The sequence below is a fragment of the Nocardioides sp. zg-1230 genome (genome assembly GCF_013155335.1).
In the GTDB taxonomy this organism is placed as follows: Bacteria; Actinomycetota; Actinomycetes; order Propionibacteriales; family Nocardioidaceae; genus Nocardioides.
In genome coordinates, this window is the sequence record NZ_JABJQZ010000001.1 from 491,568 (window position 1) to 517,846 (window position 26,279).

The following is a 26,279-nucleotide window of genomic DNA, read 5'->3' on the forward strand; positions in this document are numbered from 1 at the left end:
CGTCGGAGCCGCCACGGGGGTCGGCTCCGGCGCCACACGGCGTTGTCCGGAGACTGTCGGCGCCCGTCGTCGGTGCCGTCGCGGCGCCTCGATAGCCTTGCGCGCATGGCACGAGGTGGACGGCAGCGCCAGGGCGATCCGGTCGACTGGGTGACGCGGGCGGCGGACGACGCCGTACGCCACGCGGGCGAGGGCAACCTCGTCACGGTCGCGTCGGGCGCCTCGCCCAGCGGTCCGATCCACCTGGGCAACCTGCGCGAGTTCATCACCCCGCACTTCGTGGCCGAGGAGCTGCGGCGACGCGGCGTCCCGGTGCGCCACCTCCACTCGTGGGACGACTTCGACCGGTTCCGCAAGGTGCCGGCCGGCGTGCCCGCCGAGTGGGCCGACCACATCGGCCGCCCGCTGAGCTCCGTGCCCGACCCCTGGGAGTGCCACGCCAGCTGGGCCGAGCACTTCAAGGCGCCGCTGCAGGAGTCGCTGCGCGAGCTCGGCGTCGAGATGGAGGAGATCTCCCAGACGGAGATGTACACCGCGGGTGCCTACCGCGAGCAGGTGCTGCTCGCGGTGTCGCGGCGCGACGAGATCGAGGCGGTGCTCGCGCAGCACCGCACGAAGAAGGTCGCCCCCGCCGACGACGCCTCTGCGCAGGAGGCCGCCGACCTGGCCGACTCGGTCGCCAACGAGGACGACGAGGAGGGCGACCCGACCGCGGCCTCGTCCGCCGACGCGATCGCCCGCTTCCCCTACCGTCCCTACTGCCGACAGTGCGGCCGCGACACCGTCACCACCACGGCGTACGACGACGCCACGACGACGCTGTCCTACACCTGCTCCTCGTGCGGCTTCGAGGGCACGACCGACCTGTCCACCGACACCGACGGCAAGCTGGTCTGGAAGGTCGACTGGCCCATGCGGTGGGCCTACGAGAAGGTCAACTTCGAGCCGGCCGGTCGCGACCACATGACGCCGGGCTCCTCCTACACCGTCGGTACCGAGCTCGTGTCGTCGATCTTCGACTGGCGCGCCCCGGCCCGGGTGATCTACGCGTTCGTCGGGTTCGCCGGCGTGCAGAAGATGTCGTCGTCGGCCGGCGGCGTCCCCACCGCGACCGACGCACTGCGGATCCTCGAGTCCCCGATGCTGCGCTGGCTCTACGTCCGGCGGGCGCCGACGCAGGCCTTCGACATCGACTTCGGGGCGTCCGTGGTGCGGCTCTACGACGAGTGGGACGCGCTGGGCCGCAAGGCCGCGGACCCCGCCAAGGCCGACGTGGCGACGCTGGCCTGGCACCGGGCCGCCGAGACCGCCGCCGGCCCACTGCCCGCCTCGCCGGTGCCCGTCCCCTTCCGGACGCTCTCGTCGGTCGCCGACGTCACCGCCGGCTCCGCCGAGCTGATCTCCCGGATCGTGGAGTCCGCGGGCTTCCCGCACGACTCCGTCGCCGACCTCGAGCCGCGGCTGTCCAAGGCGATGCAGTGGACGGCCGAGCACGTGCCCGCCGACGAGCGCACCACGGTGCGCGAGACGCCGGACGCCGATCGGCTGGCCGCGCTCACCGAGGACGAGGAGCTGTGGCTGCGGATCTTCCTCGACCGGCTCCCCTCCGAGCCCGACCTGGACTCGGTGACGGCCGTCGTCTACGGGACGCCCAAGGTCGCCCGCGGCCTCGGCTTCGACGACGCCCCCACCGACCAGGTCAAGGCGGACCAGAAGGACTTCTTCCGGCTGCTCTACAACCTCCTGGTCGACGCCGACCGCGGTCCGCGCCTGCCGACGCTGGTGCTGGCGCTCGGCCCTGCCAAGGTTCGGCAGCTGCTCGGCGCCTGAGCACGTCTTTACCGAAGTTCGGGGAAAACTCTTTACCTTGAGCCCGGTCGCACCAGGCGGTGGTGGCATGGAAGGTCTCCCCGAACCCCCTGGAGGAAGACCATGCTCACCAACGCACTCGGCTCGGTCCGTCGCGGCCTCCCGACCATCGCCATCGCCGGCGTCCTCGTCGTGGCCGCGGCCACCAGCGGCGCAACAGCCGCTCTCGTCATCACCGGCAACGACATCAAGAACGGCACCGTCACCACGAAGGACATCAAGAACGACAACCTGAAGTCCAAGGACATCAAGAACGGCACCTTGAGGACCAAGGACTTCGACGACTCGACCGTGGACGACCTGACGGGCCCGGCCGGCCCTGCCGGAGTCTCCGGCTACCAGCTCGTCACGGCGACCGCCGTCGTTCCTGCCGATTCCGGAGCGAAGCTGAGCGCCAGCTGCCCCGCCGGCAAGCGCGTGCTCGGCGCTGCGGCCGACCTGAGCGGCTCGTTCGACGGCACCGGTGTGGACATCAACGACGCCGGCACCGGGGCGACCGCGTCCACCTACAACTACGAGGTCGCCGCCGGCACACTCTCACTCGACCTCGTCTGCGCCACCGTCAGCTGAGCCCCCGGGCGCTCGGCGCCTGACCAACGTAGGCAGCTCGACCCCGTGACCACGGCCCCGAGCGGGCGTCGCGGGCCGGGCGGCGCGAACTGCCTACGTTGGTCGCGCCGCGCCCGCCCGACGGCGTACGACGTCTGGGTCAGCGGCGGAAGCCGACGGGGTCGCCGAGGTAGTGCTCGAGGTCGGCGCGCACGGCGTCGCTGATGGTCCAGGCCGACTGGGCGTGGTGGTCCCAGAGCACGTTGACGCACTCCCAGACCGCAGCCGGGCCACCGCCCACCTCGACCCGCAGCTCGGCAGCCACGGTGAAGGACGAGCCACCGATCCGGGAGACCCACAGGGAGGCCAGGAAGGGCTGGTAGGGCACGAAGCGCATCTCGGCGTGGTACTCGATCGTCTGCGAGGCGACGAGCTCGGACACGCCCGCAGCAGTGCCATGGAGCAACCCGCTCGCACCGTCGGGAAGTCCGGGCAGGCGCGCGAACCGCAGGAACTCGTAGCGCGCCTCGTCGAGCACCCGGACCGCCTCGACGTTGTCCACGTGCCCGGCGAGATTGATGTCGCGGTAGCGCGCCTGGATCTCGGTCGTGAAGGTCTGGCCCATGGGCGAAGTGTGTCGGACGCCCACCTAGGGTTGGTCCATGACCTCCGGTTCCTTCGGCGGCGACCTGATGGCCGGTCCCCCGCCCACCCACCTGCCCGCCGACCCCGCTGACGCCGAGCTCGGCGGGGGCGACGCCCCGGCTGCCGTCGTACGCCGTCACCCGGACTCCCCCGCAGCCTGGGCGGCGCTGGCGCGGCAGGCGCAGGAGGCGGGCGCGGACGACGTGACCGTCTACGCCTACGCGCGCGTCGGCTACCACCGCTCCCTCGACCGGCTGCGGCGCAACGGCTGGAAGGGCCACGGCCCCGTGCCGTGGGAGCACGAGCCCAACCGCGGCTTCCTGCGCTCGCTCGCCCTCCTCGCCCTCGCCGCCCGGGCGATCGGCGAGACCGACGAGTGGGAGCGCTGCTCGACCTTCCTGCGCGACTCCAGCCCGGCGGCCGCGGACGAGCTGCTCGCCTGAACCGGACCTCGCAGGGCTGGGACACCGGCGCGGTGACGGCGCGACGGCTGCGGAACTACCTCCTGACGGTCGCGGGCCCCGTGCGGTCCCCGCACCACAACCTCCAGCTCGCTGCCCTGCTCGCCCTCAACGCAGGGGTGCTCAACGCCGTCGGCTTCGTGGCGGTCGCGGTCTACACCTCCCACATGACCGGGCTGACCGCCACCGTCGCCGATCACCTGGTCCTCGGCGGTGGCGCGATCGTCCTGACCGGGCTGCTGGCGATCGTCACCTTCGTGGCGGGTGCCGCGGCGTGCGCGGTGCTCTTCAACTGGGGCCGGCGGCGTGACCTGCGTGGGCGCTACGCCAACGTGCTCGTGCTCGAAGCGCTCCTGATCCTGCTCTTCGGCCTGCTGGCCGAGGGGGTCTCCTGGCACCACCGCAACCTGCTGTTCGTCGCCGTGCTGTGCTTCACCATGGGGATGCAGAACGCCATCATCACCAAGATCTCGGGTGCGCAGATCCGCACCACCCACGTCACGGGAATGGTCACCGACATCGGCATCGAGCTCGGCAAGATGACCTACGTCTCGCGGACCCCGGGACTGCCACCGGTCGTCCCCGATCCGCGGAAGCTCGGCATGCTCGCGGTCCTGGTCGGCCTGTTCCTCGGCGGAGGGGTGCTCGGAGCGATCGGCTACCGGGAGTTCGGCTTCACCACCCTGGTCCCGCTGGCGGCGGTGCTGCTGGCCGCGGCCGCGGCGCCGCTGGCAGCCGACGTACGCCGTCACCGGCGCGCGTCCGCCTGACCGCTCGTCGCGTCAGAACGACCGCTGGTCGCGACACCGCGGCGGAGGGGTGACGGTCCTCACGGCGCGAGTAAGGTCTCGCGGGTGAATTCCGGGAACACACCACCTCAGTCGCGCCCTGAAGACCCGGGCGTCCCCCCGACCGACAAGGGCAAGATGGCGCTCGCGGCCGTCCTGCTCATGATCCCCATCATCGCGCTCATGTGGGTGCCGTCCTATGCCAAGGACGCCCCCGAGCTGTGGGGCTTCCCCTTCTTCTTCTGGTACCAGTTCCTCTGGGTCTTCATCTGCTCCGCGCTGACCTGGGCGGCCTACAAGCTCACCCTCTCGGCCCGTGGCCTCACCACGCACAAGGTGGGTGAGGACCGATGACGCCGCACGTCACGCTCATGGCGTCCGACACGGGCGGGATCAACGGCGTCGCACTGACGGTGCTCATCGCCCTGTTCGCCCTGGTCACGATCGCCGGCTTCATGGCGTCCCGCTTCAAGCGCGCCGACTCGCTGGAGTCGCTCGAGGAGTGGGGCCTCGGCGGACGGAAGTTCGGCACCTGGATCACCTGGTTCCTGCTGGGCGGCGACCTCTACACGGCGTACACGTTCGTCGCGGTGCCTGCGGCGATGTTCGCGACCGGCGCGGTCGCCGGCTTCTTCGCGGTGCCCTACACGATCGTGCTCTACCCGATCATCTTCATCTTCATGGCGCGGCTGTGGTCGGTCAGCCACCGCCACGGCTACGTCACGACCGCCGACTTCGTCCGGGGCAGGTACGACGACCGGACGCTGTCGCTGGCCGTGGCGGTGACCGGCTTCGTGGCGACGATGCCCTACATCGCGCTGCAGCTCGTGGGCATCCAGGCGGTGCTCGAGGTCGCCGGGCTCGGCGGCGGCGACAACATCATCGCGAAGGACGCACCGCTCTTCATCGCGTTCGCGCTGCTCGCGGCCTACACCTACTCGAGCGGCCTCCGGGCGCCCGCCGTCATCGCGTTCGTCAAGGACATCCTCATCTACCTCGTGATCATCGTCGCGATCGTCTACCTGCCCGGCCAGGTCGGCGGCTGGGACGCGATCTTCGGCGCCGCCGAGGAGAAGATGGCGACCACCAACGAGGCGACCGGCGCCCCCACCGGCTCGTTCATCCCCGGCGCAGGCCAGGGCTGGGCGTACGCCACGCTGGCGCTCGGCTCCGCCCTGGCGCTGTTCATGTACCCCCACTCGATCACCGCATCGCTGTCGTCGAACTCCCGCAACACGATCCGTCGCAACGCCGCGATCCTGCCGGCGTACTCGTTCGTGCTCGGCCTGCTGGCCCTGCTGGGCTGGGTCGCGATCGCCGCCGGCACGCAGCCGATCGGCCTCGACGGCGAGCCCAACGCGCAGCTGGTCATCCCGCAGCTGTTCGAGGACATGTTCCCGGCCTGGTTCGCCGGCGTTGCCTTCGCCGCGATCGCGATCGGCGCGCTGGTGCCGGCCGCGATCATGTCGATCGCCGCGGCCAACACGTTCAGCCGCAACATCTACAAGGAGTGGCTCAAGAAGGACGCCACCCCGGCGCAGGAGGCGAAGGTCTCCAAGCTGATGTCGCTGCTGGTGAAGGCCTTCGCGCTGATCTTCGTGCTGACGCTCGACAAGCAGAACGCGATCAACTTCCAGCTCCTCGGCGGCATCTGGATGCTCCAGACGTTCCCGGTGATCGTGTTCAGCCTGTTCACGCGCTGGTTCCACCGCTACGGCCTGCTCGTGGGCTGGGCGGTCGGCATGGTCTACGGCACCGTCGGGGCCTACAACGTCAAGAACCCGGTGACCGGAAAGGCGTTCGGCGGCTCGCTCGACAACATCCCCGGCATCGGGGAACTCGGCTACATCGCGCTGACGGCGTTCGTCATCAACGTCGTCATCGCCGCCGCGCTCACCGTGGCGCTGCGAGCGGCGAACGTGTCCAACGGCAACGACGAGACGATCCCGTTCGACTACTTCGCCGACGCCGACGACCCGCGCGTGCAGAAGGACCTCTCGGAGCACGCCCACCACGGGGACCCCTACGGCGACCCGGACGACATCCCGGGCAACGCCCCGGTGCGCTAGCGGCGTACGGGCTCCGCACGACGAACGAGCGGTGGCCCACCCACATTCCGAGCACGTCGGAGGTGGGTGGGCCACCGCTCGTGTCGTGCCGGTGCGGTGGCGCGCCGGTGGGCGGTGGTCCACCCACGTTCCGGCGCTCAGGAACGTGGGTGGATCACCGCTCGCACGGGGATCAGCGGCCGAGCGAGGTCCCCGCGGAGCGGAGGTTCTGGCAGGCCTCGACGATGCGCTCGGCCATGCCGGCCTCGGCAGCCTTGCCCCAGGCGCGGGGGTCGTACTGCTTCTTGTTGCCGACCTCGCCGTCGACCTTCAGCACGCCGTCGTAGTGGGCGAACATGTGGGCCGCGACGGGGCGGGTGAAGGCGTACTGGGTGTCGGTGTCGACGTTCATCTTCACCACGCCGAAGTCGACGGCGTCGCTGATCTCCTGCGCGGTCGAGCCCGAGCCGCCGTGGAAGACGAGGTCGAAGGGGCGGGCGTCGGAGCCGAGGCCGAGCTCGGAGGCGGCGGCCTCCTGCGCGGTCTTCAGGATCTCCGGGCGCAGCTTGACGTTGCCGGGCTTGTAGACACCATGCACGTTGCCGAAGGTCAGGGCGGTCATGTAGCGACCGCGGTCTCCGGAGCCGAGCGCCTTGATCGTGGCGATGGCGTCCTCGGGCGTCGTGTAGAGCTGGTCGTTGATCTCGTTGGCGACGCCGTCCTCCTCGCCGCCGACGACCCCCACCTCGATCTCGAGGATGATGTTGGCTGCCGCGCACTTGGCGAGCAGCTCCTCGGCGATCTGGAGGTTCTCCTCCAGCGGCACGGCCGAGCCGTCCCACATGTGCGACTGGAACAGCGGCGCCTCGCCGCGGGCCACGCGCTCGGCGGAGATGTCGAGCAGCGGGCGGACGAAGCCGTCGAGCTTGTCCTTGGGGCAGTGGTCGGTGTGGAGCGCGATGTTGACCGGGTAGTTCTTCGCGACCTCGGCGGCGTAGGCCGCGAAGGCGACGGAACCGGTCACCATGTCCTTCACCGACGGGCCGGAGAGGTACTCCGCGCCGCCGGTCGAGACCTGGATGATGCCGTCGGAGCCGGCATCGGCGAAGCCCTTGAGCGCGGCGTTGAGGGTCTGGGAGGACGAGACGTTGATGGCCGGGTAGGCGAAGGACTTCTCCTTCGCGGCGTCCAGCATCTGGGCGTACACCTCGGGGGTGGCGATGGGCATCTGGAGATCTCCTCTGAAGCGGTCAGGCAGGCGCTTCCACCCTAGTGGCTACCCGCGAGTCCGACCCGGGCCGACCGCTCGTCTCACCCCCTGACCGATGGGTGGCAGACGGGTGACAACCGGGAACGCGATCGCTCCGTCTTCCCGGGTGGAACACTCACCCGCAGGGGGAACGCAGCATGAGCACCGACATCGACTGGCAGCACGAGCTCGACAGCTCCTTCGGCACGGGCGACGACGTGGACGTGTCCCGCTACGTCGCCGCAGGGCACCGCGCCGTACGCCGTCGCCGGCTCGCCGCTGTCGGCGCTGGACTGGGTGCCGCAGCGGTCATCGCCGGGATTGCTTGGACGACTGCGCCCGGCGGCACGTCCCGCACCAGCGACCTCCCGGTCGCCACCCGGTCGCCCACCGAGAGCCCCCGCACGACGTCGTCGGCCGATCCGGTCCGCGACATGCCGTGGCGCGCAGGCGAACCTCCTGCCCGCGTCACGCCCGACGGCCTCGAGATCCGGGACGGCGCGGTGGTGCACGAGCGCCGCGACGACGTCTTCCCCGGCAAGCCGAGCGAGTCGGCAGCCCTCGACATCAGTCACGAAGGCGAGCGGTACTGGCTCGTGGTCGAGTGGGGCTACGGCAACAGCGGCATGTCGTCCACGCGGCCGGCGGACGGGCTGTTCGACAGCTTCGACGCGTTCATCCGCGCCGACGTCGCCCGCGGCGGGATGACCATCCCGTCGGTCGACGAACCGCAGTACATGTGGGCCGACCTGGTCAACTGGTCGTCCGGCGGCGAGCCCGAGCTCCGTCCCGGCGCAACGGTGGTGCGGGCGGTCCAGGACCCCGTCGAGACGAAGAAGGACTCGATCGCCCTCGCCGTGCGCCACGAGGGCGAGGTGACCTGGATGCTCCTCATGCGCAACAGGAACGGGTACGGAGCGAGCTGGGAGAAGGCGGCGGAGTCCGGCTGGCCCACCTTCGACCTGTGGGTCTCCGAGCAGGTCGCGCTGCAGACCGGCGGGACCGGCCTGCGCCTCGTCGAGCTCGACGTCGACGGGACCCTCTCGACCTCAATGCCCGACGTGGAGGTGCTCGACCAGCGCGCCGACCCGGACCTGCCCGCCTACGGCACCGACGCCGCCACCACATCGGCGGTCGCCCTCGTCAGCTGGCGTGGCGAGCGCTGGTTCGTGCTCGCCCTCGTGCACCCCGACCAGGACGTCGTCAACACCTTCGCCGCCTCGAAGGCCGACGGGGCCGAGACGATCGACGACTTCCTGGCGTTCGCCACCGCCCGCGCCGACGAGGGCGGTCTCCGATGAGGCACGACGGCGACTTCAGCGAGTTCGTCGCTGCGCGCCAGACCCACCTGCGCCGGATCGCGTACGCCCTGTGCGGCGACTGGCACAAGGCCGACGACCTGCTGCAGACGGCACTGACCAAGCTCTACGTCGCCTGGCCGCGCATCCGGCAGCAGGGCGGCGAGGAGGCCTACTGCCGCCAGATCATGGTGCGGGCCAACATCGACGAGTCGCGCCGGCCGTGGCGGCGCGAGCGACCGACCGACGACCTGCCCGACCGGGGAGCGCCGGAGCCGACGCCGGTCGAGGAACGCTCGGCGCTCTTCGACGCGCTGCAGGGACTACCCGAGCAGCAGCGCAAGGTCGTCGTGCTGCGCCACTGGCTCGAGTTGTCGGTGCGCGAGACGGCGACCGAGCTCGGCATCAACGAAGGCACCGTCAAGAGCCACAGCAGCCGGGGGCTCGCGGCGCTCGAGGCGGTGCTCGCGCCCCACCGGTGACGGGCGCAGGGGGGCGGGTCGGTGCACCCTCCCGGGGCTGGCGTTCCCCCCTCGTCAGGCCTAGGTTGACGTACATGGCACGCCGTCCCGGACCCAGCGCCGTCGTCCTCGTCGGGATGCTGGCTGCCGCCGGGGCGGGCGTCCCCGCCCCTGCCGGGGCCTCGGCCGACCCGATGCTCGGGGCACCGGTCGTCGGGCAGTGCCACGACCTGGGTGCCGACGAGCTCGCCGCGGCGTCGTACGACGAGGCGCCGGTCGACTGCACGACCACCCACACCGCCACCACGATCGCCGTGGCGCAGCTCCCCGACGGGCTCGACTTCTCGGGTCGCGGCCTCGAGCGGTTCGCGCTCGAGACCTGCTTCGCGGCCCAGCGCCGAGCGCTCGGCACCACGCAGCGCGCGGTGCGGCTGACGGCGTACGACGTCGGCTGGTTCGTCCCGACCGCCGACCAGCAGGCCGCCGGAGCCCGGTGGGTGCGGTGCGACCTCGTGCTGGGCGACGCCCGTGACCTGCAGCCGCTGCCGAGCGACGTCCGCGTCGGCACGCGGAAGCCCGACCCGTCCGTGGCGCGCTGCCTCGGCGGACGCGACGCCCACGTCACCACCTGCGCGCAGCCGCACACCTTCCGCGCCACCTCGGCCCTGCGCCTCGACACGACGCGCTACCCGGGAGGGAAGGCCCGCAACCGCATCGGCGCCGACCGCTGCCGCCGGGCGGTCTCGACGCTGTCCTACCGCTTCGGCTGGCCGGCGAGGGCCGCCTGGCGGGCCGGGGACCGCACGCTGGTCTGCTACTCGAGGACCAGCACCTAGACCTTGGGAGGAGCCGGGCCCGGGGCGCCGTGGGGACATCCCGGGCCCGGTCGGGGTGCCCGGACGCGGGAGGCGTCAGCCGCGCCAGGCGTCGTCGCCGGTCAGGTCGGCGTGCTCGCGCACCCAGCTGTGCATCGCGATCGCGGCGGCCGAGCTGGCGTTGATCGAGCGCGTCGAGCCGAACTGCGCGATGGAGAACGTGCCGTCGCACACCTCGCGCGCGGACGCCGAGAGCCCCGGGCCCTCCTGGCCGAAGAGGAAGCACACGCGCCGCGGCAGCTCCATCGTCTCGAGGTGGAGGGAACCCGGCAGGTTGTCGATGCCGAGCAACCGGACGGGTCCGCCCTGCTGCGCCGGGATCGCGTGCAGGTACGACGCCAGCGCGGCGGCGTCCGCATGGTGCCGGACGTGCTGGTAGCGGTCGGTCACCATCGCGCCGCGACGGTTCCACCGGCGGTTGCCGACGATGTGCACCTCGGCGGCGAGGAACGCGTTGGCGGTGCGGACGATCGTGCCGATGTTGAAGTCGTGCTGCCAGTTCTCGATCGCGACGTGGAAGCCGTGCCGGCGGGTGTCGAGGTCGGCGACGATCGCCTCCATCGTCCAGTAGCGGTAGCGGTCCACCACGTTGCGGCGGTCACCCTCGCGGAGCAGCTCGGGATCCCAGTGGGCACCGTCGGGCCACGGGCCCTCCCACGGGCCGACGCCCACCTCGGGCGGGCCGTGCGGCATCGGGTCGTAGGGCGCCCGCTCGTGGTCGTGGCCGCGAGCCTCGTCGTCCTGCATGGGAGCACCCTAGGCAGCCGCGACGAAGCGGGGAGCGGAGGAGTCCGCGGTTAGGGTGGCGCGCGTGAGCGCCTTGTGGGACCTGCAGACCATCGCGATCTCGGGCGTGCAGCCGATGCTGCTCGGCATCGACTGGATGGACCCCAACTGGCTGCTCGACCGCTTCGGCACCGCGCTCTTCTGGATCAGCCTGATCATCGTCTTCGTCGAGTGCGGACTGTTCTTCCCGATCCTCCCCGGCGACACGCTGCTCTTCGCCCTGGGCCTGTTCATCGCCACCGGCCAGCTCGACCTGTTCCCGGGCCCGCCGATCGTGGAGCTGCTGATCGCGATGTCCGCGCTGACGGTCGCCGCCTTCCTCGGCAACGTCGTCGGCTACGAGATCGGGCGCAAGATCGGGCCGCCGCTCTACGAGCGCGACGGCCGCATCATCAAGCGCAAGTACTTCGACCAGACGACCGCGTTCTTCGACCGCCACGGCAACAAGGCACTGGTCATCGGTCGGTTCGTGCCCTTCGTGCGGACCTACATCACCGTCGTGGCCGGCGTGACGCGCATGGAGCGGCACCGCTTCTTCCTGTGGAGCCTCGTCGGCGCGGTGCTGTGGGTGGTGTCGATCTGCCTGCTCGGGTTCTTCCTCGGCGACGCGTTCCCCACCCTCGGCGAGAGCATCGACAAGCTGATCATCGTGATCGTGGCGTTCTCGGTGATCCCGATCATCATCGAGTGGTGGCGCCACAAGCGCACCAACGCCCCCGGCGCCGAGGTCGGCCCGCAGGACGGTGGGCCCGACCGCGACATCATGGGCCGCGACCTCGACTGACCGGCGTACGCCGCTCCGCAGGGGGCGGCGGCGGGAGATCAGCCGCGGACGGCGTCCAGCTCGGCGCGGGTGAGCACGGAGCGGACCTCGAGGTCCACGTCGGCGAGCGGGTTCCCCTCGGGCGAGCGGTCGATCGCGCACACCACGACCTCCACGACCGCGCCGAGCTCGCGCAGGGCGCGCGTCGCGTCGCGGACCGCGCCGCCGGTGGTGATGACGTCCTCGATGATGGTGACCCGGCGACCAGCGACGTCCGGGCCCTCGGCGAGCTTGGCGGTGCCGTACTCCTTCGCCTGCTTGCGCACGAACAGCGCCGGCAGCCCGGTCCGCGAGGAGACCATCGTGGCGATCGGGATGCCGCCCAGCTCGAGACCGCCCAGCAGCTCGGTGCCCTCGGGCAGCAGGTCGACCATCTGCGCGGCCACCCGGTCGAGCAGGGCCGGCTGCGCCTCGAAGAGGTACTTGTCGAAGTAGGTGTCGGCCACCTGCCCCGAGCGGAGGGTGAACTCCCCCGTGAGGCGGCAGGTCGCGTCGATGTCGGCGGCGAGGGTCGCGTCGGTGGTCACGGAACCGACCCTAGTGGGACCCGGCCGGCCGGTCCCGGTGGGTAGCGTGGCCGGGTGCCCACCGCGAAGCCCCGCCCCACCCTCCTCGCTGCCAGGCTGGCCCACATCCCGCCGACGGTCTTCAGCGAGATGTCGGCCCTCGCCGTGCGGACCGGCGCCCTCAACCTCGGCCAGGGCTTCCCCGACGTGGACGGACCGGCGTCGGTGGTCGCGGCCGCGGAGGCGGCGCTGGAGGCCGGCGCCAACCAGTACGCCCCCGGCCTCGGCGTACCCGCCCTCCGCGGGGCGATCTCGCGCCACCAGCAGCGCCACTACGGTCTCGAGCCCGACCCCGACCGCGAGGTCGTGGTGACGACCGGGTGCACGGAGGCGGTCGCCGCCGCGCTGCTCGCGCTCGTCGACCCGGGTGACGAGGTCGTCGTGCTCGAGCCCTACTACGACTCCTACGTCGCGATGCTCGAGATGTGCGGTGCTCGGCGGACGCCGGTGACGCTGCGGGCACCTGACTTCCGTCCCGACCTCGACGAGCTGCGTGCGGCGGTCACCGACGACACGCGGCTGATCCTGCTCAACACGCCGCACAACCCCACCGGGACCGTGCTCACGCGCGAGGAGCTGCAGGTCGTCGCCGACCTCGCGATCGAGCACGACGTGATCGTGGTGACCGACGAGGTCTACGAGCACCTGGTCTTCGACGACGCGCGCTCCGCCGAGGGACACGTGCCGATCGCGACGCTGCCGGGCATGTGGGAGCGCACGCTCACCCTCTCCAGCGCCGGCAAGTCCTACAGCTTCACCGGCTGGAAGGTCGGCTGGGCGACCGGTCCCGAACCCCTCGCGCAGGCAGTCCTCGCGGCCAAGCAGTGGCTCACGTTCACCTCCGGCTCACCGCTCCAGCCCGCCGTCGCGCACGCGCTCGACCACGAGCCTGACTGGCCGCGCGAGCTCGCCCGCGACCTGCAGGGGCGCCGCGACCTGCTCTGCGACGGGCTCGCCGCCGCGGGCCTGCCGCCGCGGGTGCCGGAGGGCACCTACTTCGCCACCACCGACATCAGCCACCTCGGCTGGCCGGACGGCCGTGCGTTCTGCCTGGCGCTGCCCGACCTGGCCGGCGTGGTCGCCATCCCGACGCAGGGGTTCTACGACGACCAGCAGGCGGGCCGACAGCTCGTGCGCTGGGCGTTCTGCAAGGAGCGCGACGTGATCACCGAGGGCGTACGACGACTCGCCGCCGCGGACCTGTCGCGCTGAGGCGCTGCCGGGCGGGGTTCAGCGGCCCGGGTAGTCCCGCGGCGGGTGCTCGGAGCCGTCCGACCCCTCGTCGCCGGTCGGCCGCGGCTGGCCGTAGGGGTTGTCCTGGCTGCCCGGGCCGTAGGCGTCGCCCTGGCCGTAGGGCGAGCTGCTCGGCGGCGGCGGGTACTGCGGCGACGACTGCGGACCGGGCTGGGGGTACTGGCCGTAGGGGTCGGGCGCCGTCGAGCCCGTGCCGTACTGGCCGGCGCCGGGGTACTGCTGGCCGTACTGCTGGCCGTACTGGGCGGGCATCCCGTCGTAGCCCGAGGTGCCCTTGAACCAGTCGCCCGCACCGCCCACGAAGAGCAGCACGATCACGGCGATCGAGGCGATGAGCGTGACGACCGAGACCCCGCTGGTGACGCCGAGGAGGGAGAACAGGGCCACCACGGCGCTGGAGATGACGAGCAGGATCCGGGCGACGTTGGAACGCCGGAGGACGAACACGGCGAGCACGATGGCGATGATCGCCCAGACGACGAGGCCCAGGATGACGGCGACGATCACGCCCACCGCGGACTCGGCGTCGATGTTGGCGTCCTGGAACTCCGGGACGCGCTCCATCTCGGTGATGACCTGGTCTCGGGCGACGAGCAGGGCGAGAGCGGTGAAGCCGAACAGCACGGCGGTGATGGCCGAGAAGACGATGGTGATCCAGGCGGCGGCGGTCACGGTGCCGGGGCGCCGGCCACCGGCCGGCTGCTGGCCGTAGGGCTGTCCGTAGGCCGGCTGCTGGCCGTAGGGATAGGGCTGCCCGCTCGGTTGCTGGCCGTAGGGGTCCTGGCCGTAGGGCTGGTGCGTGGGTCCCTGCTCGCTCATGCGCCTATCTCATCACGTGGGCGGTTGGCCGCGCGCCGTCGCCGAGCCGAGGGCGGCTCAGCGCGGGTCCAGCTCGAACCAGCGACGTACGTCGCCGCGCCGCAGGCAGACGACGGTCGCCAGCGCGGCCGCGGCCGGGAGCAGCACGAGCGGGGTGTTGAGCACCAGGGCGAAGCAGGCGCCGGCGCTGAAGGCGGCGCTGACCATCAGGCCGCGGCGCGCCCATTCCCGACGCGCCATCGCGAAGCCGGCGAGGACCAGCGCGACGAGGCACCAGACGACGAAGGCCCCGGCCAGCGCGAACACGGTCGTGCGCACCTGCTCCAGGCTCAGCCCGTCGTCAAGCAGCTCGGGCTGCTGCTGCTCCAGGACGCTCTGCAGGAAGTCCGGGGAGAAGCCGGCGATCGCGAGCCACAGCAGCGAGAGCGTCAGGAGCCCGCCGGCGGTGACGACGGTGATCACGAACGCCGCGACCATCGCGCCGGGCCGCGCGAGGAGGAGCTGCCGCCGCTGCCAGTCGGGTGCCGGGGATGCGGCGTACGGCGCCGGGACGGGCTGGTGCGCACCTGGCTGCTGGGGGAGGGGCTGCTGCGGGAGGGGCTGGCCGTACGGCGACTCGGCCGGGCGGTCGACGGGGTGCTGCTGCGTGGGCGGGCCGGGCTCACCGAAGGGCCTGCTGGCCGGCGGTGGGGTGTCGGGCACCGCGCTGTCGGCGGGCGGGCGGCCCCACGGGTCGGCGGGCCCGGACGAACCGGGGGCGCCGGGGGCGCCGGGGGCGTCCCATGGCGTACGGGCCGAGGCGTCGCGATCCGCGGTCCTGTCCTTCGGTGGCGCCGGCTCCGGCGGCGTCCAGCGACCGGTGGCGAACCACTCCCGCGCGGGCTGCATCCACAGCATCGCCGCCCCCGCGGCGACGAAGGACCCGGCCAACCCGCCGGCCGGGATGCCGGTGAGGAAGACGACGACCGCGAACAGGGTGAGCGCCAGGCGCGAGGAGCGGTCGGGCTTGCGGACGTACCAGCCGAGGATCGCGGTCGCGCACGCGCAGGCCGCGGCGACCATGCACGAGACCCGCAGGAGCTCGGTCGTGCTGGAGACGGTCAGGCCCAGTGAGGAGAACGGCGCGTCGGCGAGGACGTCGCGGATCGCCTCCTGCGTCTCGAGGCTGCCGAGCGAGGTGACCCGCTGCCACGCGGTGAGGAGCACCACCACCGAGGAGAACATGACGATGCCCGAGGCCAGGCTGACCTGGGGCGGGCGGTGCGTGGTGGGCTGGCTCACGCCCCCATTGTCCCCGCTGGGCCCTGAGGGCCGCACAGGGCGTTGGAAGGCGACCACTCCGGGGTCTCTCAGGGTCGTCCTCAGGGACCGGCGGGGTGCCGTCCCCGATGTGCCGGGCGCCCCCGCGCGGCGAGGGTTGGACCCATGATCAGCGTCGAGCACCTCACCAAGCAGTACGGCCCCTTCACGGCCGTCGACAACGTCTCCTTCACGGCCGCGACCGGTCGCGTGACCGGCTTCCTCGGTCCCAACGGCGCCGGCAAGTCCACGACCATGCGCATGATGGTCGGCCTCACCCGGCCCAGCGCCGGGCAGGTCACCATCACCGGCCGCGACTACCACGAGCTGGTCAACCCCGGCCTCGAGGTCGGCGTGCTGCTGGACGCTTCCGCACAGCACGCCGGTCGCACCGGCCGCGAGATCCTCGCGATCGCTGCGCAGACGATGGGGCTGCCCAAGTCACGCGTCGCCGCGACCCTGGCCCGCGTGGGCCTCACCGAGGACGAGTCCGAGCGTCGGGTCCGCAACTACTCCCTCGGCATGCGCCAGCGCCTCGGCATCGCGACCGCCCTCATCGGCGACCCGCAGGTGCTGGTCCTCGACGAGCCCGCCAACGGCCTGGACCCGGCCGGCATCCGCTGGATGCGCGACCTGCTCCGCGGCTTCGCCGACCAGGGCGGCACCGTGCTGCTGTCCTCGCACCTGCTCCACGAGATCGAGGTCATCGCCGACGACATCGTCGTCATCGGCCAGGGTCGCATCGTGGCGCAGGGCAGCAAGTCCGAGCTGCTCGCCGCGGCCGGCACCCTCGTCCGCACCGCAGACCCCTCCCAGAAGGACCGCCTCGCCCGTGCCCTGCACGAGGCGTCGGTCGTCACCACCCCGATCGACGGCGGCCTGCGTGCCGACGCCGATCCCGAGCTCGTGGGCGAGACGGCACACCGTGCCGGTGTGGTCCTGCGCGAGCTGCGCGCCGCCGACGGCGCCGGCCTGGAGGAGATGTTCCTCGAGCTCACCGCCGAGACCGCCCGTGAAGGAGCAGCAGCATGACCACCCAGATCCAGGCCGCGACCCAGGCCCCCGCCCCGCCCGCGGCGGCCGCACCCGAGGCGCCCGCCGGGCGACGCGTCGTACGGCCCATCCCCATGACCCGGCTGGTCGGCGTCGAGCTGCGCAAGATGTTCGACACCCGCGCGGGCTTCTGGATGATGGCCAGCGTCGGCATCGTCTCGGTCCTCGCGACCGCCGCGGTGATCATCTGGGCGCCCGACGAGGCGATCACCCAGAACACCTTCTCCACCGCGATCGGCATGCCGCTGTCGGTGGTCCTGCCCATCATCGCGATCCTGTCGGTCACCGGTGAGTACAGCCAGCGCACCGGCCTGACGACGTACACGTTGGTGCCGTGGCGTGGCCGGGTGATGGCGGCCAAGGTCGTCTCGACGCTGCTCGTCGGCGTGGCGGCCATGTTCGTCGCCCTCGCGGTCGGCGCGCTCGGCAACGTGGTGGGCTCGGCGATCACCGGCCTCGACGCGACGTGGGACATCACGCTCACGCAGTTCGGCAACATCGTGCTCGCCAACGTGCTCGGCATGCTGATGGGCTTCATGCTCGGCGTGCTGTTCCGCAGCTCGGCCGGCGCGATCGTGGGCTACTTCGTCTACTCGCTGGTCCTGCCCGTGGCCTTCGGGACGCTGGCCGCCTTCCAGGAGTGGTTCCGCGACCTGCAGCCGTGGGTCGACGTGAACTTCGCCGTCACCCGGCTCTTCGACCAGACGATGACGGCCGAGTACTGGCAGCAGCTCGGCGTCTCGACGCTGGTCTGGCTCTGGATCCCGCTGGCCATCGGCCTGCGCGCGATCCTGCGTGCCGAGGTCAAGTAGGTCCCCTCTACTGCCTCAGGCGAGTCAGCGGCTGCCGGTCGGGGGACCGGCGGCCGCTGACGTCTTCTGACAGGGTGGCGGCATGCACCCCGACGCCTGGCTGGTCGTCATCGACCCGCAGCGGATCTTCGCCTCACCGGACAGCGCGTGGGGCTCGCCGATGTTCCCCGGCATCGTGGAGCCCGTACGACGACTCGCGTCCGCCGCGGGCGAGCGCACCGTGGTCACGCGCTGGGTGCCCGCCGCCGAGCCGCAGGGCAGCTGGGAGGCGTACATGCGGGCCTGGCCGTTCGCCGCCGTCCCCGAGGGCGACCCGCTGCTCGACCTCGTGCCCGAGATGGAGGGCCTGGCGAACGAGGTGGTGTCGCTCCCGACCTTCGGCAAGTGGGGCTACGCCCTCCAGGCCGTGACGGGCCCGCTCCCCCACCTGGTGCTCGCCGGGGTGAGCACGGACTGCTGCGTCGTGTCGACCGCCCTGGCGGCCGCCGACGCGGGGGCGACGATCACCGTCGTCACGGACGCCTGCGCCGGCTCGACGCCGGACAACCACGAGGCGGCGATGACGGTGATGTCGCTCTACCCGCCGCAGATCACGCTCGCCACCACCGACGAGGTGCTCGCTCCGTGAGCCGGGTGATCCACACCGGCCAGGCCCTGGTCGATGTCGTCGTCGAGGTCCCCGACCTGCCGGACCGCGGGCAGAACGTGATGGCCGCGTCGGCCACCGACTACGCGGGCGGCACGGTCACCGTGCTGCTGGCGGCGGCCCGGTTCGGTGCGGCGTGCGTGCAGGCCGGGGCCATCGGCACGGGGCCCCACGGCGACCTGATCCGCGCAGCACTCACCGCGGCCGGGATCGGGGTGTCGGCCCCGCCGGTCGAGGGCGTCGACACCGGCATCTGCGTCGTCATGGTCGAGCCCAGCGCGGAGCGCACCTTCGTCACGACGCTGGGCGCGGAGCGTCGGATCAGCGTCGCCTCCCTGGCCACCTCGGACCCTCAGCCCGGTGACCTGGTCTGCGTCACCGGCTTCTCCCTGGCCCTCGACACCACCCGCGACCCGCTGCTCGCCTGGCTGCCGACGCTGCACCCCGACGTCGTGGTCGTGCTCGACCCGGGTGCCGCGTTCGCCGGCCTGGACGAGGACGTCCGGGTCGCGATGCTGGCGGTCACCGACGTCTGGTCGAGCAACGCCGAGGAGGCCGAGGACGTGCTCCGTGCGGTCGGAGGCGAGGTGCCCGGCGACCTGGCGGCGCTCACCACCGCGGTCGCCCCGCTGCTGCGCGGCGACGCGGTCGCGATCGTCCGCGACGGGCCGGAGGGCTGCGCCGTGCACGTGCGCGGCGAGACGACGTACGTCCCCGGGTTCCCGCAGACGCCCGTCGACACCAACGGCGCGGGCGACACCCACACCGGCGCGCTCCTGGCGGAGGTGGCCGCCGGTACGCCGTGGGCCGAGGGCTGCCGGCGGGCCAACGCGGCCGCCGCCATCAAGGTCACCCGACGCGGGCCGGAGTCCGCCCCGACCGCGGCCGAGGTCGACGCGTTCCTCGCCGGGGGCTGAGCGAAAAGGCACGCACGGCCCGTCACCACGCCGTACGTTTCCCGACATGCCTCTCTTCCGCCGGTCGAAGGACGACACGCCCCCTCCGCTGCTCGTGGACGTGCACCTGGCCGCGCGGGTGCAACCCGTGCACCGGGGCGAGATCTACGAGGACCCGCTGCAGGGGGCCTTCGACCAGTTCCTGCCCGGCAGCCAGGTCGTGGGCGGCGGGTCCCAGCTCGACCCCGAGCACGGGGTCCTGTCCTGCGACCTCGAGGTCGAGCTGCGCGGTGACCGCGACCGAGGGCTGGACCTGCTCGTCAAGGCGCTGGAGCTGTACGGCGCCCCGGTGGGGTCGACCTACACCGTGGTCGACGAGCCGGCCGTGCCCTTCGGTCGTACGCACGGGGTGGCGCTGTCCCTCGACGGGACGTCCCTGCCGGCCGAGGTCTACGCGGACAACGACGTCAACGAGCTGATCGGCGCACTGACGACCGAGCTCGGCGAGACGGCCGTGCTGCAGTCGTGGTGGGAGGGGCCACGACGGACGAACCTCTACTTCTACGGCGACGACCCCGGACGGATCCGCGACGTGCTGTGGTCGGCCGCGACCCGCTTCCCGCTCGCGCAGTCGAGCCTCGTGGAGGACATCACCTGACGCGAGCCGCGCGGGGCGTCAGCCGTCCGACCGACTCGCCTGCGACTCGCGCAGCCTGCGGCCACGCTCGATGTCCTCCTGCTCCTTGGCGGCCGCCTTGTCGGACTTGCGGGTGTCGCGCGGGGGAAGCTGCAGCTCCTCCTCGGCGGCGATGCCGGCCTGCAGCTGGCGGCCGCGCTCGAGCTCGGCGTCGAGCTCGGCACCGAAGAGCAGGGCCAGGTTGGTGATCCACAGCCACAGCAGGAACGCGATGACGCCGGCCAGCGAGCCGTACGTCTTGTCGTAGCTGGAGAAGTTGGCGACGTAGAAGCCGAACGCCGCGGAAGCGATCACCCACACCACGATGGCGACGATCGCGCCGACGCTGATCCAGCGGAACTTCGGCTGCTTGACGTTGGGGGTGGCGTAGTAGAGGAGTGCCACGATCAGCACGACCACCGCGAGCAGCACCGGCCACTTGGCAATGCTCCACACCGTCACCGCGGCCGACTCCAGCCCGATCGCGCTGCCCACGGCCTCGGCGGCGGGGCCGGTCAGCACGAGCCCGAGGGCGACGATGGCAGCGAGCACCACGGTCACGAGCGTGACCAGCAGCATGGTGGGGCGCAGCTTCCAGATCGGACGTCCCTCGTCGATCTCGTAGATGCGGTTCATCCCGCGACCGAAGGCGCCGACGTAGCCGGACGCGGACCACAGGGCGGTCGCGAGTCCGATGACGAGGGCGAGACCGGCGCCCTGGCTCGAGGCGAGCTCGGTCAGCGGGGACTCGAGCGTCTCCGCCGCCGACGAGGCGCCGACGTCGCGCAGGACCTGCAGCAACGTGTCGACGGTCTGCTGCTGCTGGCCCACGAGGCCGACCAGCGACAGCAGGGCGATCGCGGCGGGGAACATCGCCAGGACGGCGTAGTAGGTGAGAGCCGCGGCGAGGTCGGTGCACTCGTCGTCCATGAACTCGCGGACGGTCTTGCGCAGCGCGTAGCCCCACGTGGGCTTCACGAGGTCGCTGGGTGAGTCGGGCTTGCGGGAGGCGTCGGCCGCGGGGGCGGTCCGCTCCCGCTCCTCGCTCCTGGACTCGCTGTCGGCGGGGGTCGATCGGTGGGTCATGTCATCCCAGTGCCCGCGTCGGGCCGACCCATGCGGCGTCGGGCCGGTGACGAGCAGACCGCGCGACCCGGACGCGGTCGCTGCCTGCGGGCAGCGTCGGCATGCGGGTCGCGTCCGCCACCCCCGGGGTGACCTCGAGCTCCAGCCCGGCCAGGACCCGGACCGTCTCGGACAGCAGGCGCAGGGTCAGGGACTCCCCCGGGCACCGGTGGCCGGACGGGTGGCCACCGCCCTGCGGCACGAGGTCGAAGGCGGACTCCGCCGCGACCTCGTCGTGGTCGAGGAACCGGTCGGCGTCGAAGACTCGCGGTGCGGGCCAGCGGCTCTCGTGGTGGTCGACGCCGACGACGTCGAGCAGCAGCCTGTCGCCCGCGCGCACCCGGACGCCGGAGACCTCTGCGTCGCGCACGGCCAGCGCGGTGAGGGCCGGGACGAAGGGGGAGGTGCGCCGCACCTCCTGGGCGAAGGCGTACCTCTCGTGCACCGCCTCCGGCGCGACCAGGCGTGCCCGGTCCTCCGCAGGCACCGAGGCGAGCGCCAGGCCGGCGAAGCAGCCCAGCCAGCTGACCGCGACGGTCGGTCGCAGCACGTTGAGCAGCTCCACCGCCGCCTCGCGGTCATCGAGGTCGGTGGCCGCGACCATCTGCAGAGCGCTTCCGCTCGGCGGGGTCGTCCGTCCTGAGCGAGCATCGCGGACGGCTGCCCGGGCCCAGCGCTCGGACCAGCGGCGGGCGCGCCAGCCGCGGACGTACGCCACTCCCGTGAAGCCGAAGCCGTCGACGATCTCGGCCAGCCGGCGGCTGACCAGGTCGGCCTCCCGCCGCGAGACGTCGAGCCCGGCCCAGTGCAGGGCGGCCGCGCCGTAGACGCTCACCAGCTCGCGGTGCAGGTCGACCTCGCGACCCGTCCACCCGGCGGCGCGGGTGACGAGCGCACCGCGCACCTCCTCGATGAGCGAGTCGAGCCGGTCGGGGTCCAGCACGTCGAGGAACAACCGCTTGCGGTCCCGGTGCGCGGTCCCGTCCATCCCGTGCACGGCACCCCGGCCGAACAGCAGCCACGCGAGGGGCGGCGGCACGGCGCCGGCACGGCGCGCCAGGGACTCGTCGTAGAACGCGCGGGCACCTTCGCGGTCGCCGAGCACGACGGTGCGGCGCCCGAGGAGCCGGGAGACGTAGGTGTCTGCGCCTCCGCGGGCGGTGCGGTCGTGGGCGACCGCGCCGTAGCCGTGGCGCGCCAGCAGGAATCCGAGATCGGTCATCCCTGCCCGTTCCCGATGTCCGCGCGCGCATGCGCGGGCGTCAGGCGTTGTGCCGACGATGGTGACGTCGGAACGAGCGTGGTCAGTGCACTGTCACCGGACGAGGCAGGGGCGCTTGGGGTCGAACGCCCAGTCCTCGACGAGGTACTGCATGGCGACGGCGTCGTCGCGGGCGCCGAGGCCGTGCTCGAGGTAGAGCTCGTGCGCCGCGGCGAGCCGGTCGCGGTCGAGGGTGACGCCGAGGCCCGGGGTGGTCGGGACCTCGATGGCGCCGTCGACGATCTCCAACGGCGAGGCCGTCAGGCCCTGGCCGTCCTGCCAGATCCAGTGCGTGTCGAGGGCGGTGATCTCGCCCGGGGCGGCCGCGCCGGCCTGGGTGAACATCGCCAGCGAGACGTCGAAGTGGTTGTTGGAGTGCGAGCCCCAGGTGAGGCCGAAGTCGTGGCACAGCTGGGCGACCCGGACCGAGCCCGCCATGGTCCAGAAGTGCGGGTCCGCGAGCGGAATGTCGACGGCGTTGGTGCGCACCGCGTCCGCCATCTGACGCCAGTCGGTGGCGACCATGTTGGTGGCGGTGCGCAGGCCGGTGCGGCGCTTGAACTGCGCCATCACCTCGCGCCCGGAGTAGCCGCCCTCGGCACCGCACGGGTCCTCGGCGTAGGCGAGCACGTCGCCCTTGCCCTGCAGCAGGCGGACCGCGTCCTCCAGCAGCCACCCGCCGTTGGGGTCGAGCGTGATGCGGGCGTCGGGGAACCGCGCGTGCAGCGCGGTGACCGCCGCGACCTCCTCCTCGCCGGGCAGCACACCGCCCTTGAGCTTGAAGTCGGCGAAGCCGTAGCGGGCCTGCGCAGCCTCGGCGAGGCGGACGATCGCCTCGGGGGTCATCGCCTCCTCGCGCCGGACCTTCTCCCAGCCGTCCGGCCCCCCGGGCTCCGCCGCCGCGCGCAGGTAGGGCAGGTCGGTGCGGTCGGGGTCGCCGACGTAGAACAGGTAGCCCAGCATCGGCACGCGGTCGCGCTGCTGGCCCTCGCCGAGCAGCTCGGCGACCGGCACGCCCAGCGCCTGGCCGGACAGGTCGAGCAGCGCCGACTCGAGCGCGGTCACCGCATGGATGGTGGTGCGGAGGTCGAAGGTCTGCAGGCCGCGGCCGCCGGCATCTCGGTCGGCGTACGTCGCTGCGACCCGGCGCAGCAGCGTGCGGAAGGTCGCGACCGGCTGGCCGACGAGGATCTCGGCGGCGTCGGCGATCGTCTGCCGGATCGCCTCGCCACCCGGCACCTCGCCGAGGCCCTCGCGGCCCTCGGAGTCGGTGACGATCGCGATGTTGCGGGTGAAGAATGGGCCGTGCGCGCCGCTCAGGTTGAGCAGCATCGAGTCGTGACCGGCGACCGGGACGACGTCGACCTTCGCGATGGTGGCGGTCTTCTTGGGGTCCCCGCCGAGTTGTTCGGAGGAGCGAAGCGGGGGAGAAGAAGTCGGTGGGGTAATCACTTCTCGAGCTCTCCGTCGATCCGGCGGCGCAGGCCCCACGGGTTGTCGTCGCGGACGGCGACGGGGAGCAGCCCGGCCGGCACGTCCTGGTAGGCGACCGGGCGCTGGAAGCGCTCGATGGCGAGGCTGCCGACGCTGGTGCTGCGCGCGTCGGACGTCGCCGGGTAGGGGCCGCCGTGGACCATCGCGTGGCCGACCTCGACACCGGTCGGCCAGCCGTTGAAGAGCACCCGGCCGGCCTTCAGCTCGAGGACCGGCAGGAGGGCCGCGGCGTCCGCGGTGTCGGAGTCGGTGGCGTGGATGGTCGCGGTGAGCTGGCCCTCGAGGGCCTCGAGCCGGGGCAGCAGGGCCGCCACGTCGTCGTACCTCACCACGACGCCGGCGGCGCCGAACACCTCGTCGGTCACGGCGCTGTCGTCGGTCGCGAGCAGCTCGGCAGGCGCCTCGTAGACCACGGGGGCGGGGGCGTGCTCGCCGGCCGCGGATCCCTCGCCGACGACCCGGATTCCGTCGGTACTGCGCAGGCTCGCCGTCCCGCTGGCGTAGGCCTCGGCGATGCCGGGGGTCAGCATCTGCTGGCCGGCAGCGCCACTGACGGCCGCGCCGGCTGCGCGCAGGAACGCGTCGCCCCGCTCGCCGGACGGCAGGAAGAGCAGGCCGGGGTTGGTGCAGAACTGACCGGAGCCGAGCGTGAGGCTGCCGACGTAGGCCTGGGCGAGCGCGGTGACGTCGCCCTCGAGCGCGCCGGGGAGCACGACCACGGGGTTGATCGACGACATCTCGGCATAGACCGGGATCGGTACGTCGCGCTCCGCAGCAGCGCGCACCAGGGAGAGGCCGCCGCCGCGCGAGCCGGTGAAGCCGACCGCGGCGATGCGCGGGTCGGCGACGAGCTCCTGGCCGGTCTCGATGCCGCCGAGCACGAAGGAGAAGGTGCCGGCGGGCAGCCCGGACTTCTCGACGGCGCGGGTGATCGCGCGGGCGACCAGGGTGCCGGTGACGGGGTGGGCGGGGTGGCCCTTGACGACGACGGGGCAGCCCGCGGCGAGCGCGGACGCGGTGTCGCCGCCCGCGGTGGAGAAGGCGAGCGGGAAGTTGCTGGCCCCGAAGACCGCGACCGGGCCGAGCGGCACCATCCGCTGCCGGATGTCGGCGCGCGGCAGGGGCGCACGGTCGGGCAGCGCCGGGTCGATGCGCACGCCGAGGTGGTCGCCCTGCCGGACGACGCCGGCGAACATCCGCAGCTGACCGGTCGTGCGGCCGACCTCACCGGTGATCCGTCCCTCGGGCAGCCCGCTCTCGCGGACCGCCTCCGGGATGATCGCGTCCTTGTCGGACTCGATCTCGGCCGCGACCGCCTCGAGGAAGGCGCTCCGCTCCTCGGGGGTGGTGGCGCGGTAGGCGGCGAACGCCTCGGCGGCGGCCGCGGTGGCGGCGGCGACGTCGGGCTGCTCGGAGTCGGTGCCCGCCAAGATTGAGGTGGGAGTGATCGAGGTGGCCTGGTCAGACATGGGTTCCTCTCGTTGCTGTGCTGCGCGTGCGGGCGGTGGTGGTCAGGCGTTCGAGCCTGCCACCTTGTCCACGAGGGTCTGCAGCTCGTCGCGCTCGGCGTCGGTGAGGTCCGACAGCGGTGGTCGCACCGGGCCGGCCGGGCGGCCGACGGCGGCGAGGCCGGCCTTGACGATGGAGACGGCGTAGCCGGACTCGCGGTCGCGGATCTTGGTGTAGGGGATGACGAAGTCGTTGAGCATCGCGTAGACCGTCTCCTGGTCCTGGCGGCGCACGGCTCCGTAGAAGTCGAGCGCGAACCGTGGCACGAAGTTGAAGATCGCCGAGCTGTAGGTCGTCACGCCGAGCTGCAGCAGCGGCAGGGCGAACATCTCCGCGGTGGGCAGGCCGCCGACGTACACGAGGCGGTCGCCGAGCTGGGCGTAGGTGCGGGTCATCTGCTCGATCGAGCCGACGCCGTCCTTGAAGCCGACCAGGTTGTCGTTGCGGGCGCACGCCTGCTCGAGGGCGTCGGTGCCGAGCACCGCGTTCGCGCGCGAGTAGTAGATGACGCCGAGGCTGGTGGCGGCGCACACCCGGCTGATGTGCTCGACCAGGCCGCGCTGGCCGGCCTCGGTGAGGTACGGCGGCATGAGCAGGATGCCGTCGGCACCGGCCTTCTCGGCCGCCTGCACCTGGGCGACGGCGTTGACGGTCGAGCCGGTGGCGGGGGCCAGCACGGGCACCTTGCCGCCGGCGCCGGCGATGGCGGCGCGCACGACGCGGTCGGTCTCCTCGGCGTTGAGGGAGAAGCCCTCACCGGTGCCACCGGCGGCGAACAGGCCGGCGACGTCGTAGCCGCTGAGCCACTCGAGGTGCTCGCGGTAGGCCGGCTCGTCGAACTGGAGGTCGGCGTCGAAGTGGGTGACCGGGAACGACAGCAGGCCGCTGCCCAGGGTCTCGACGAGCTCGGTCGGGCTGTACTTCGTCACGCTGCGTCCTTCGGTCGGCCGTGGATCCCATGTCCCACGGATGTGGCGGTGCTCACCAACCTAGGAAGACGTGACGATGCCTGTCCAA

The 26,279-nt window shown here is 72.3% G+C and carries 27 protein-coding genes; 16 read left to right on the forward strand and 11 right to left on the reverse strand.

What is annotated here, in order from left to right:
• The first annotated feature begins 105 nt into the window (after positions 1 to 105).
• Both lysS and HOO61_RS02405 read left to right on the forward strand, forming a co-directional pair.
• A complete protein-coding gene (gene lysS / locus HOO61_RS02400) occupies positions 106 to 1,830 on the forward strand; it encodes a lysine--tRNA ligase (protein WP_172256586.1) in 1,725 nt (574 codons plus the stop codon).
• Between the two features lie 102 nt (positions 1,831 to 1,932).
• Entirely contained in the window at positions 1,933 to 2,439 is a 507-nt protein-coding gene (locus tag HOO61_RS02405; RefSeq protein WP_172256587.1) for a hypothetical protein, read from the forward strand.
• A 139-nt stretch (positions 2,440 to 2,578) separates the two neighbouring features.
• On the opposite strand, the gene HOO61_RS02410 is transcribed toward HOO61_RS02405, so the two are convergent.
• Positions 2,579 to 3,043, reverse strand: a complete 465-nt coding sequence (locus tag HOO61_RS02410) for a thioesterase family protein (protein ID WP_172256588.1) — start codon at positions 3,041 to 3,043, stop codon at positions 2,579 to 2,581.
• Positions 3,044 to 3,080: 37 nt separating this feature from the next.
• Here HOO61_RS02410 and HOO61_RS02415 point away from each other — a divergent pair, with 37 nt between their 5' ends.
• The 4 genes from HOO61_RS02415 (at position 3,081) to mctP (ending at position 6,381) form a co-directional block, all read left to right on the forward strand.
• Positions 3,081 to 3,506, forward strand: a complete 426-nt coding sequence (locus tag HOO61_RS02415) for a DUF3151 domain-containing protein (protein WP_172256589.1) — start codon at positions 3,081 to 3,083, stop codon at positions 3,504 to 3,506.
• A 32-nt stretch (positions 3,507 to 3,538) separates the two neighbouring features.
• On the forward strand, positions 3,539 to 4,294 hold the full coding sequence (locus tag HOO61_RS02420) for a YoaK family protein (protein ID WP_172256590.1): 756 nt from the start codon (positions 3,539 to 3,541) through the stop codon (positions 4,292 to 4,294).
• Between the two features lie 156 nt (positions 4,295 to 4,450).
• Positions 4,451 to 4,666, forward strand: coding sequence for a DUF3311 domain-containing protein (locus tag HOO61_RS02425; RefSeq protein ID WP_172256591.1), 216 nt, complete (start codon positions 4,451 to 4,453; stop codon positions 4,664 to 4,666).
• Positions 4,663 to 6,381, forward strand: coding sequence for a monocarboxylate uptake permease MctP (mctP, locus tag HOO61_RS02430; RefSeq protein ID WP_253941955.1), 1,719 nt, complete (start codon positions 4,663 to 4,665; stop codon positions 6,379 to 6,381). The genes HOO61_RS02425 and mctP overlap by 4 nt, the downstream gene beginning before the upstream one ends.
• 172 nt (positions 6,382 to 6,553) lie before the next feature.
• Here mctP and fbaA read toward each other — a convergent pair whose 3' ends face one another.
• Complete coding sequence (gene fbaA, locus HOO61_RS02435; protein ID WP_172256593.1) at positions 6,554 to 7,588, reverse strand: class II fructose-bisphosphate aldolase; 1,035 nt, start codon at positions 7,586 to 7,588, stop codon at positions 6,554 to 6,556.
• Between the two features lie 179 nt (positions 7,589 to 7,767).
• Between fbaA and HOO61_RS02440 the strand changes: the two genes are divergently transcribed.
• The 3 genes from HOO61_RS02440 to HOO61_RS02450 all read left to right on the forward strand — a co-directional run bounded on the left by HOO61_RS02440 (position 7,768) and on the right by HOO61_RS02450 (position 10,204).
• Positions 7,768 to 8,910 (forward strand): hypothetical protein, encoded by a 1,143-nt coding sequence (locus HOO61_RS02440; RefSeq protein ID WP_172256595.1) that lies wholly within the window; start codon positions 7,768 to 7,770, stop codon positions 8,908 to 8,910.
• Positions 8,907 to 9,389 carry a SigE family RNA polymerase sigma factor gene (locus HOO61_RS02445; protein ID WP_172256597.1) on the forward strand — a complete coding sequence of 161 codons (483 nt, stop codon included), beginning with the start codon at positions 8,907 to 8,909 and terminating at the stop codon, positions 9,387 to 9,389. Before HOO61_RS02440 ends, HOO61_RS02445 begins: the two co-directional genes overlap by 4 nt.
• Before the next feature lie 74 nt (positions 9,390 to 9,463).
• On the forward strand, positions 9,464 to 10,204 hold the full coding sequence (locus HOO61_RS02450) for a septum formation family protein (protein WP_172256599.1): 741 nt from the start codon (positions 9,464 to 9,466) through the stop codon (positions 10,202 to 10,204).
• Between the two features lie 75 nt (positions 10,205 to 10,279).
• Here HOO61_RS02450 and HOO61_RS02455 read toward each other — a convergent pair whose 3' ends face one another.
• The gene (locus tag HOO61_RS02455) at positions 10,280 to 10,936 is read right to left on the reverse strand and encodes a TrmH family RNA methyltransferase (RefSeq protein WP_172258105.1); all 657 of its coding nucleotides are present in this window, start codon (positions 10,934 to 10,936) and stop codon (positions 10,280 to 10,282) included.
• A 118-nt stretch (positions 10,937 to 11,054) separates the two neighbouring features.
• Between HOO61_RS02455 and HOO61_RS02460 the strand changes: the two genes are divergently transcribed.
• Positions 11,055 to 11,813, forward strand: a complete 759-nt coding sequence (locus HOO61_RS02460; protein WP_367649987.1) for a DedA family protein — start codon at positions 11,055 to 11,057, stop codon at positions 11,811 to 11,813.
• 38 nt (positions 11,814 to 11,851) lie between these two features.
• On the opposite strand, the gene pyrE is transcribed toward HOO61_RS02460, so the two are convergent.
• A complete protein-coding gene (gene pyrE / locus HOO61_RS02465; RefSeq protein WP_172256601.1) occupies positions 11,852 to 12,379 on the reverse strand; it encodes an orotate phosphoribosyltransferase in 528 nt (175 codons plus the stop codon).
• Positions 12,380 to 12,433: 54 nt separating this feature from the next.
• On the opposite strand from pyrE, the gene HOO61_RS02470 reads away from it, so the two are divergent.
• Entirely contained in the window at positions 12,434 to 13,630 is a 1,197-nt protein-coding gene (locus HOO61_RS02470; RefSeq protein WP_367649988.1) for a pyridoxal phosphate-dependent aminotransferase, read from the forward strand.
• Between the two features lie 18 nt (positions 13,631 to 13,648).
• On the opposite strand, the gene HOO61_RS02475 is transcribed toward HOO61_RS02470, so the two are convergent.
• Entirely contained in the window at positions 13,649 to 14,491 is an 843-nt protein-coding gene (locus HOO61_RS02475; protein ID WP_172256603.1) for a DUF4064 domain-containing protein, read from the reverse strand.
• A 57-nt stretch (positions 14,492 to 14,548) separates the two neighbouring features.
• Entirely contained in the window at positions 14,549 to 15,772 is a 1,224-nt protein-coding gene (locus tag HOO61_RS02480; protein WP_172256605.1) for a hypothetical protein, read from the reverse strand.
• Positions 15,773 to 15,916: 144 nt separating this feature from the next.
• Here HOO61_RS02480 and HOO61_RS02485 point away from each other — a divergent pair, with 144 nt between their 5' ends.
• From HOO61_RS02485 to HOO61_RS02505, 5 genes are all read left to right on the forward strand, one after another.
• Positions 15,917 to 16,822, forward strand: a complete 906-nt coding sequence (locus HOO61_RS02485; RefSeq protein ID WP_172256607.1) for an ABC transporter ATP-binding protein — start codon at positions 15,917 to 15,919, stop codon at positions 16,820 to 16,822.
• The gene (locus tag HOO61_RS02490) at positions 16,819 to 17,655 is read left to right on the forward strand and encodes an ABC transporter permease (RefSeq protein ID WP_253941956.1); all 837 of its coding nucleotides are present in this window, start codon (positions 16,819 to 16,821) and stop codon (positions 17,653 to 17,655) included. Before HOO61_RS02485 ends, HOO61_RS02490 begins: the two co-directional genes overlap by 4 nt.
• An 82-nt stretch (positions 17,656 to 17,737) precedes the next feature.
• Positions 17,738 to 18,283: a cysteine hydrolase family protein gene (locus HOO61_RS02495; protein ID WP_172256609.1), complete on the forward strand. Its 546-nt coding sequence runs from the start codon at positions 17,738 to 17,740 to the stop codon at positions 18,281 to 18,283.
• Positions 18,280 to 19,218, forward strand: coding sequence for a PfkB family carbohydrate kinase (locus HOO61_RS02500; RefSeq protein WP_172256611.1), 939 nt, complete (start codon positions 18,280 to 18,282; stop codon positions 19,216 to 19,218). Before HOO61_RS02495 ends, HOO61_RS02500 begins: the two co-directional genes overlap by 4 nt.
• A gap of 46 nt (positions 19,219 to 19,264) precedes the next feature.
• On the forward strand, positions 19,265 to 19,855 hold the full coding sequence (locus tag HOO61_RS02505) for a hypothetical protein (protein WP_172256613.1): 591 nt from the start codon (positions 19,265 to 19,267) through the stop codon (positions 19,853 to 19,855).
• 18 nt (positions 19,856 to 19,873) lie between these two features.
• On the opposite strand, the gene HOO61_RS02510 is transcribed toward HOO61_RS02505, so the two are convergent.
• The 5 genes from HOO61_RS02510 to kdgD form a co-directional block, all read right to left on the reverse strand.
• Entirely contained in the window at positions 19,874 to 20,959 is a 1,086-nt protein-coding gene (locus HOO61_RS02510) for a YihY/virulence factor BrkB family protein (protein WP_172256615.1), read from the reverse strand.
• 1 nt (position 20,960) lies between these two features.
• Positions 20,961 to 22,220, reverse strand: coding sequence for a cytochrome P450 (locus HOO61_RS02515; RefSeq protein WP_172256617.1), 1,260 nt, complete (start codon positions 22,218 to 22,220; stop codon positions 20,961 to 20,963).
• A gap of 93 nt (positions 22,221 to 22,313) precedes the next feature.
• Positions 22,314 to 23,711, reverse strand: coding sequence for an enolase C-terminal domain-like protein (locus HOO61_RS02520; RefSeq protein ID WP_367649989.1), 1,398 nt, complete (start codon positions 23,709 to 23,711; stop codon positions 22,314 to 22,316).
• Positions 23,708 to 25,222, reverse strand: a complete 1,515-nt coding sequence (locus HOO61_RS02525; protein ID WP_172256619.1) for an aldehyde dehydrogenase (NADP(+)) — start codon at positions 25,220 to 25,222, stop codon at positions 23,708 to 23,710. The genes HOO61_RS02520 and HOO61_RS02525 overlap by 4 nt, the downstream gene beginning before the upstream one ends.
• Positions 25,223 to 25,264: 42 nt before the next feature.
• A complete protein-coding gene (gene kdgD / locus HOO61_RS02530; protein WP_172256621.1) occupies positions 25,265 to 26,191 on the reverse strand; it encodes a 5-dehydro-4-deoxyglucarate dehydratase in 927 nt (308 codons plus the stop codon).
• Positions 26,192 to 26,279: the final 88 nt, after the last annotated feature.

Coding starts and splice junctions, on each gene's coding strand:
- HOO61_RS02490 (WP_253941956.1), top strand. CDS start 16,819: ATGACCACCCAGATCCAGGCCGCGACCCAGGCCCCCGCCCCGCCCGCG.
- HOO61_RS02410 (WP_172256588.1), bottom strand. CDS start 3,043: ATGGGCCAGACCTTCACGACCGAGATCCAGGCGCGCTACCGCGACATC.
- HOO61_RS02445 (WP_172256597.1), top strand. CDS start 8,907: ATGAGGCACGACGGCGACTTCAGCGAGTTCGTCGCTGCGCGCCAGACC.
- HOO61_RS02485 (WP_172256607.1), top strand. CDS start 15,917: ATGATCAGCGTCGAGCACCTCACCAAGCAGTACGGCCCCTTCACGGCC.
- HOO61_RS02415 (WP_172256589.1), top strand. CDS start 3,081: ATGACCTCCGGTTCCTTCGGCGGCGACCTGATGGCCGGTCCCCCGCCC.
- fbaA (WP_172256593.1), bottom strand. CDS start 7,588: ATGCCCATCGCCACCCCCGAGGTGTACGCCCAGATGCTGGACGCCGCG.
- lysS (WP_172256586.1), top strand. CDS start 106: ATGGCACGAGGTGGACGGCAGCGCCAGGGCGATCCGGTCGACTGGGTG.
- mctP (WP_253941955.1), top strand. CDS start 4,663: ATGACGCCGCACGTCACGCTCATGGCGTCCGACACGGGCGGGATCAAC.
- HOO61_RS02505 (WP_172256613.1), top strand. CDS start 19,265: ATGCCTCTCTTCCGCCGGTCGAAGGACGACACGCCCCCTCCGCTGCTC.
- HOO61_RS02515 (WP_172256617.1), bottom strand. CDS start 22,220: ATGACCGATCTCGGATTCCTGCTGGCGCGCCACGGCTACGGCGCGGTC.
- HOO61_RS02425 (WP_172256591.1), top strand. CDS start 4,451: ATGGCGCTCGCGGCCGTCCTGCTCATGATCCCCATCATCGCGCTCATG.
- HOO61_RS02440 (WP_172256595.1), top strand. CDS start 7,768: ATGAGCACCGACATCGACTGGCAGCACGAGCTCGACAGCTCCTTCGGC.
- HOO61_RS02450 (WP_172256599.1), top strand. CDS start 9,464: ATGGCACGCCGTCCCGGACCCAGCGCCGTCGTCCTCGTCGGGATGCTG.
- HOO61_RS02525 (WP_172256619.1), bottom strand. CDS start 25,222: ATGTCTGACCAGGCCACCTCGATCACTCCCACCTCAATCTTGGCGGGC.
- HOO61_RS02455 (WP_172258105.1), bottom strand. CDS start 10,936: ATGCCGCACGGCCCGCCCGAGGTGGGCGTCGGCCCGTGGGAGGGCCCG.
- HOO61_RS02475 (WP_172256603.1), bottom strand. CDS start 14,491: ATGAGCGAGCAGGGACCCACGCACCAGCCCTACGGCCAGGACCCCTAC.
- HOO61_RS02405 (WP_172256587.1), top strand. CDS start 1,933: ATGCTCACCAACGCACTCGGCTCGGTCCGTCGCGGCCTCCCGACCATC.
- HOO61_RS02495 (WP_172256609.1), top strand. CDS start 17,738: ATGCACCCCGACGCCTGGCTGGTCGTCATCGACCCGCAGCGGATCTTC.
- HOO61_RS02510 (WP_172256615.1), bottom strand. CDS start 20,959: ATGACCCACCGATCGACCCCCGCCGACAGCGAGTCCAGGAGCGAGGAG.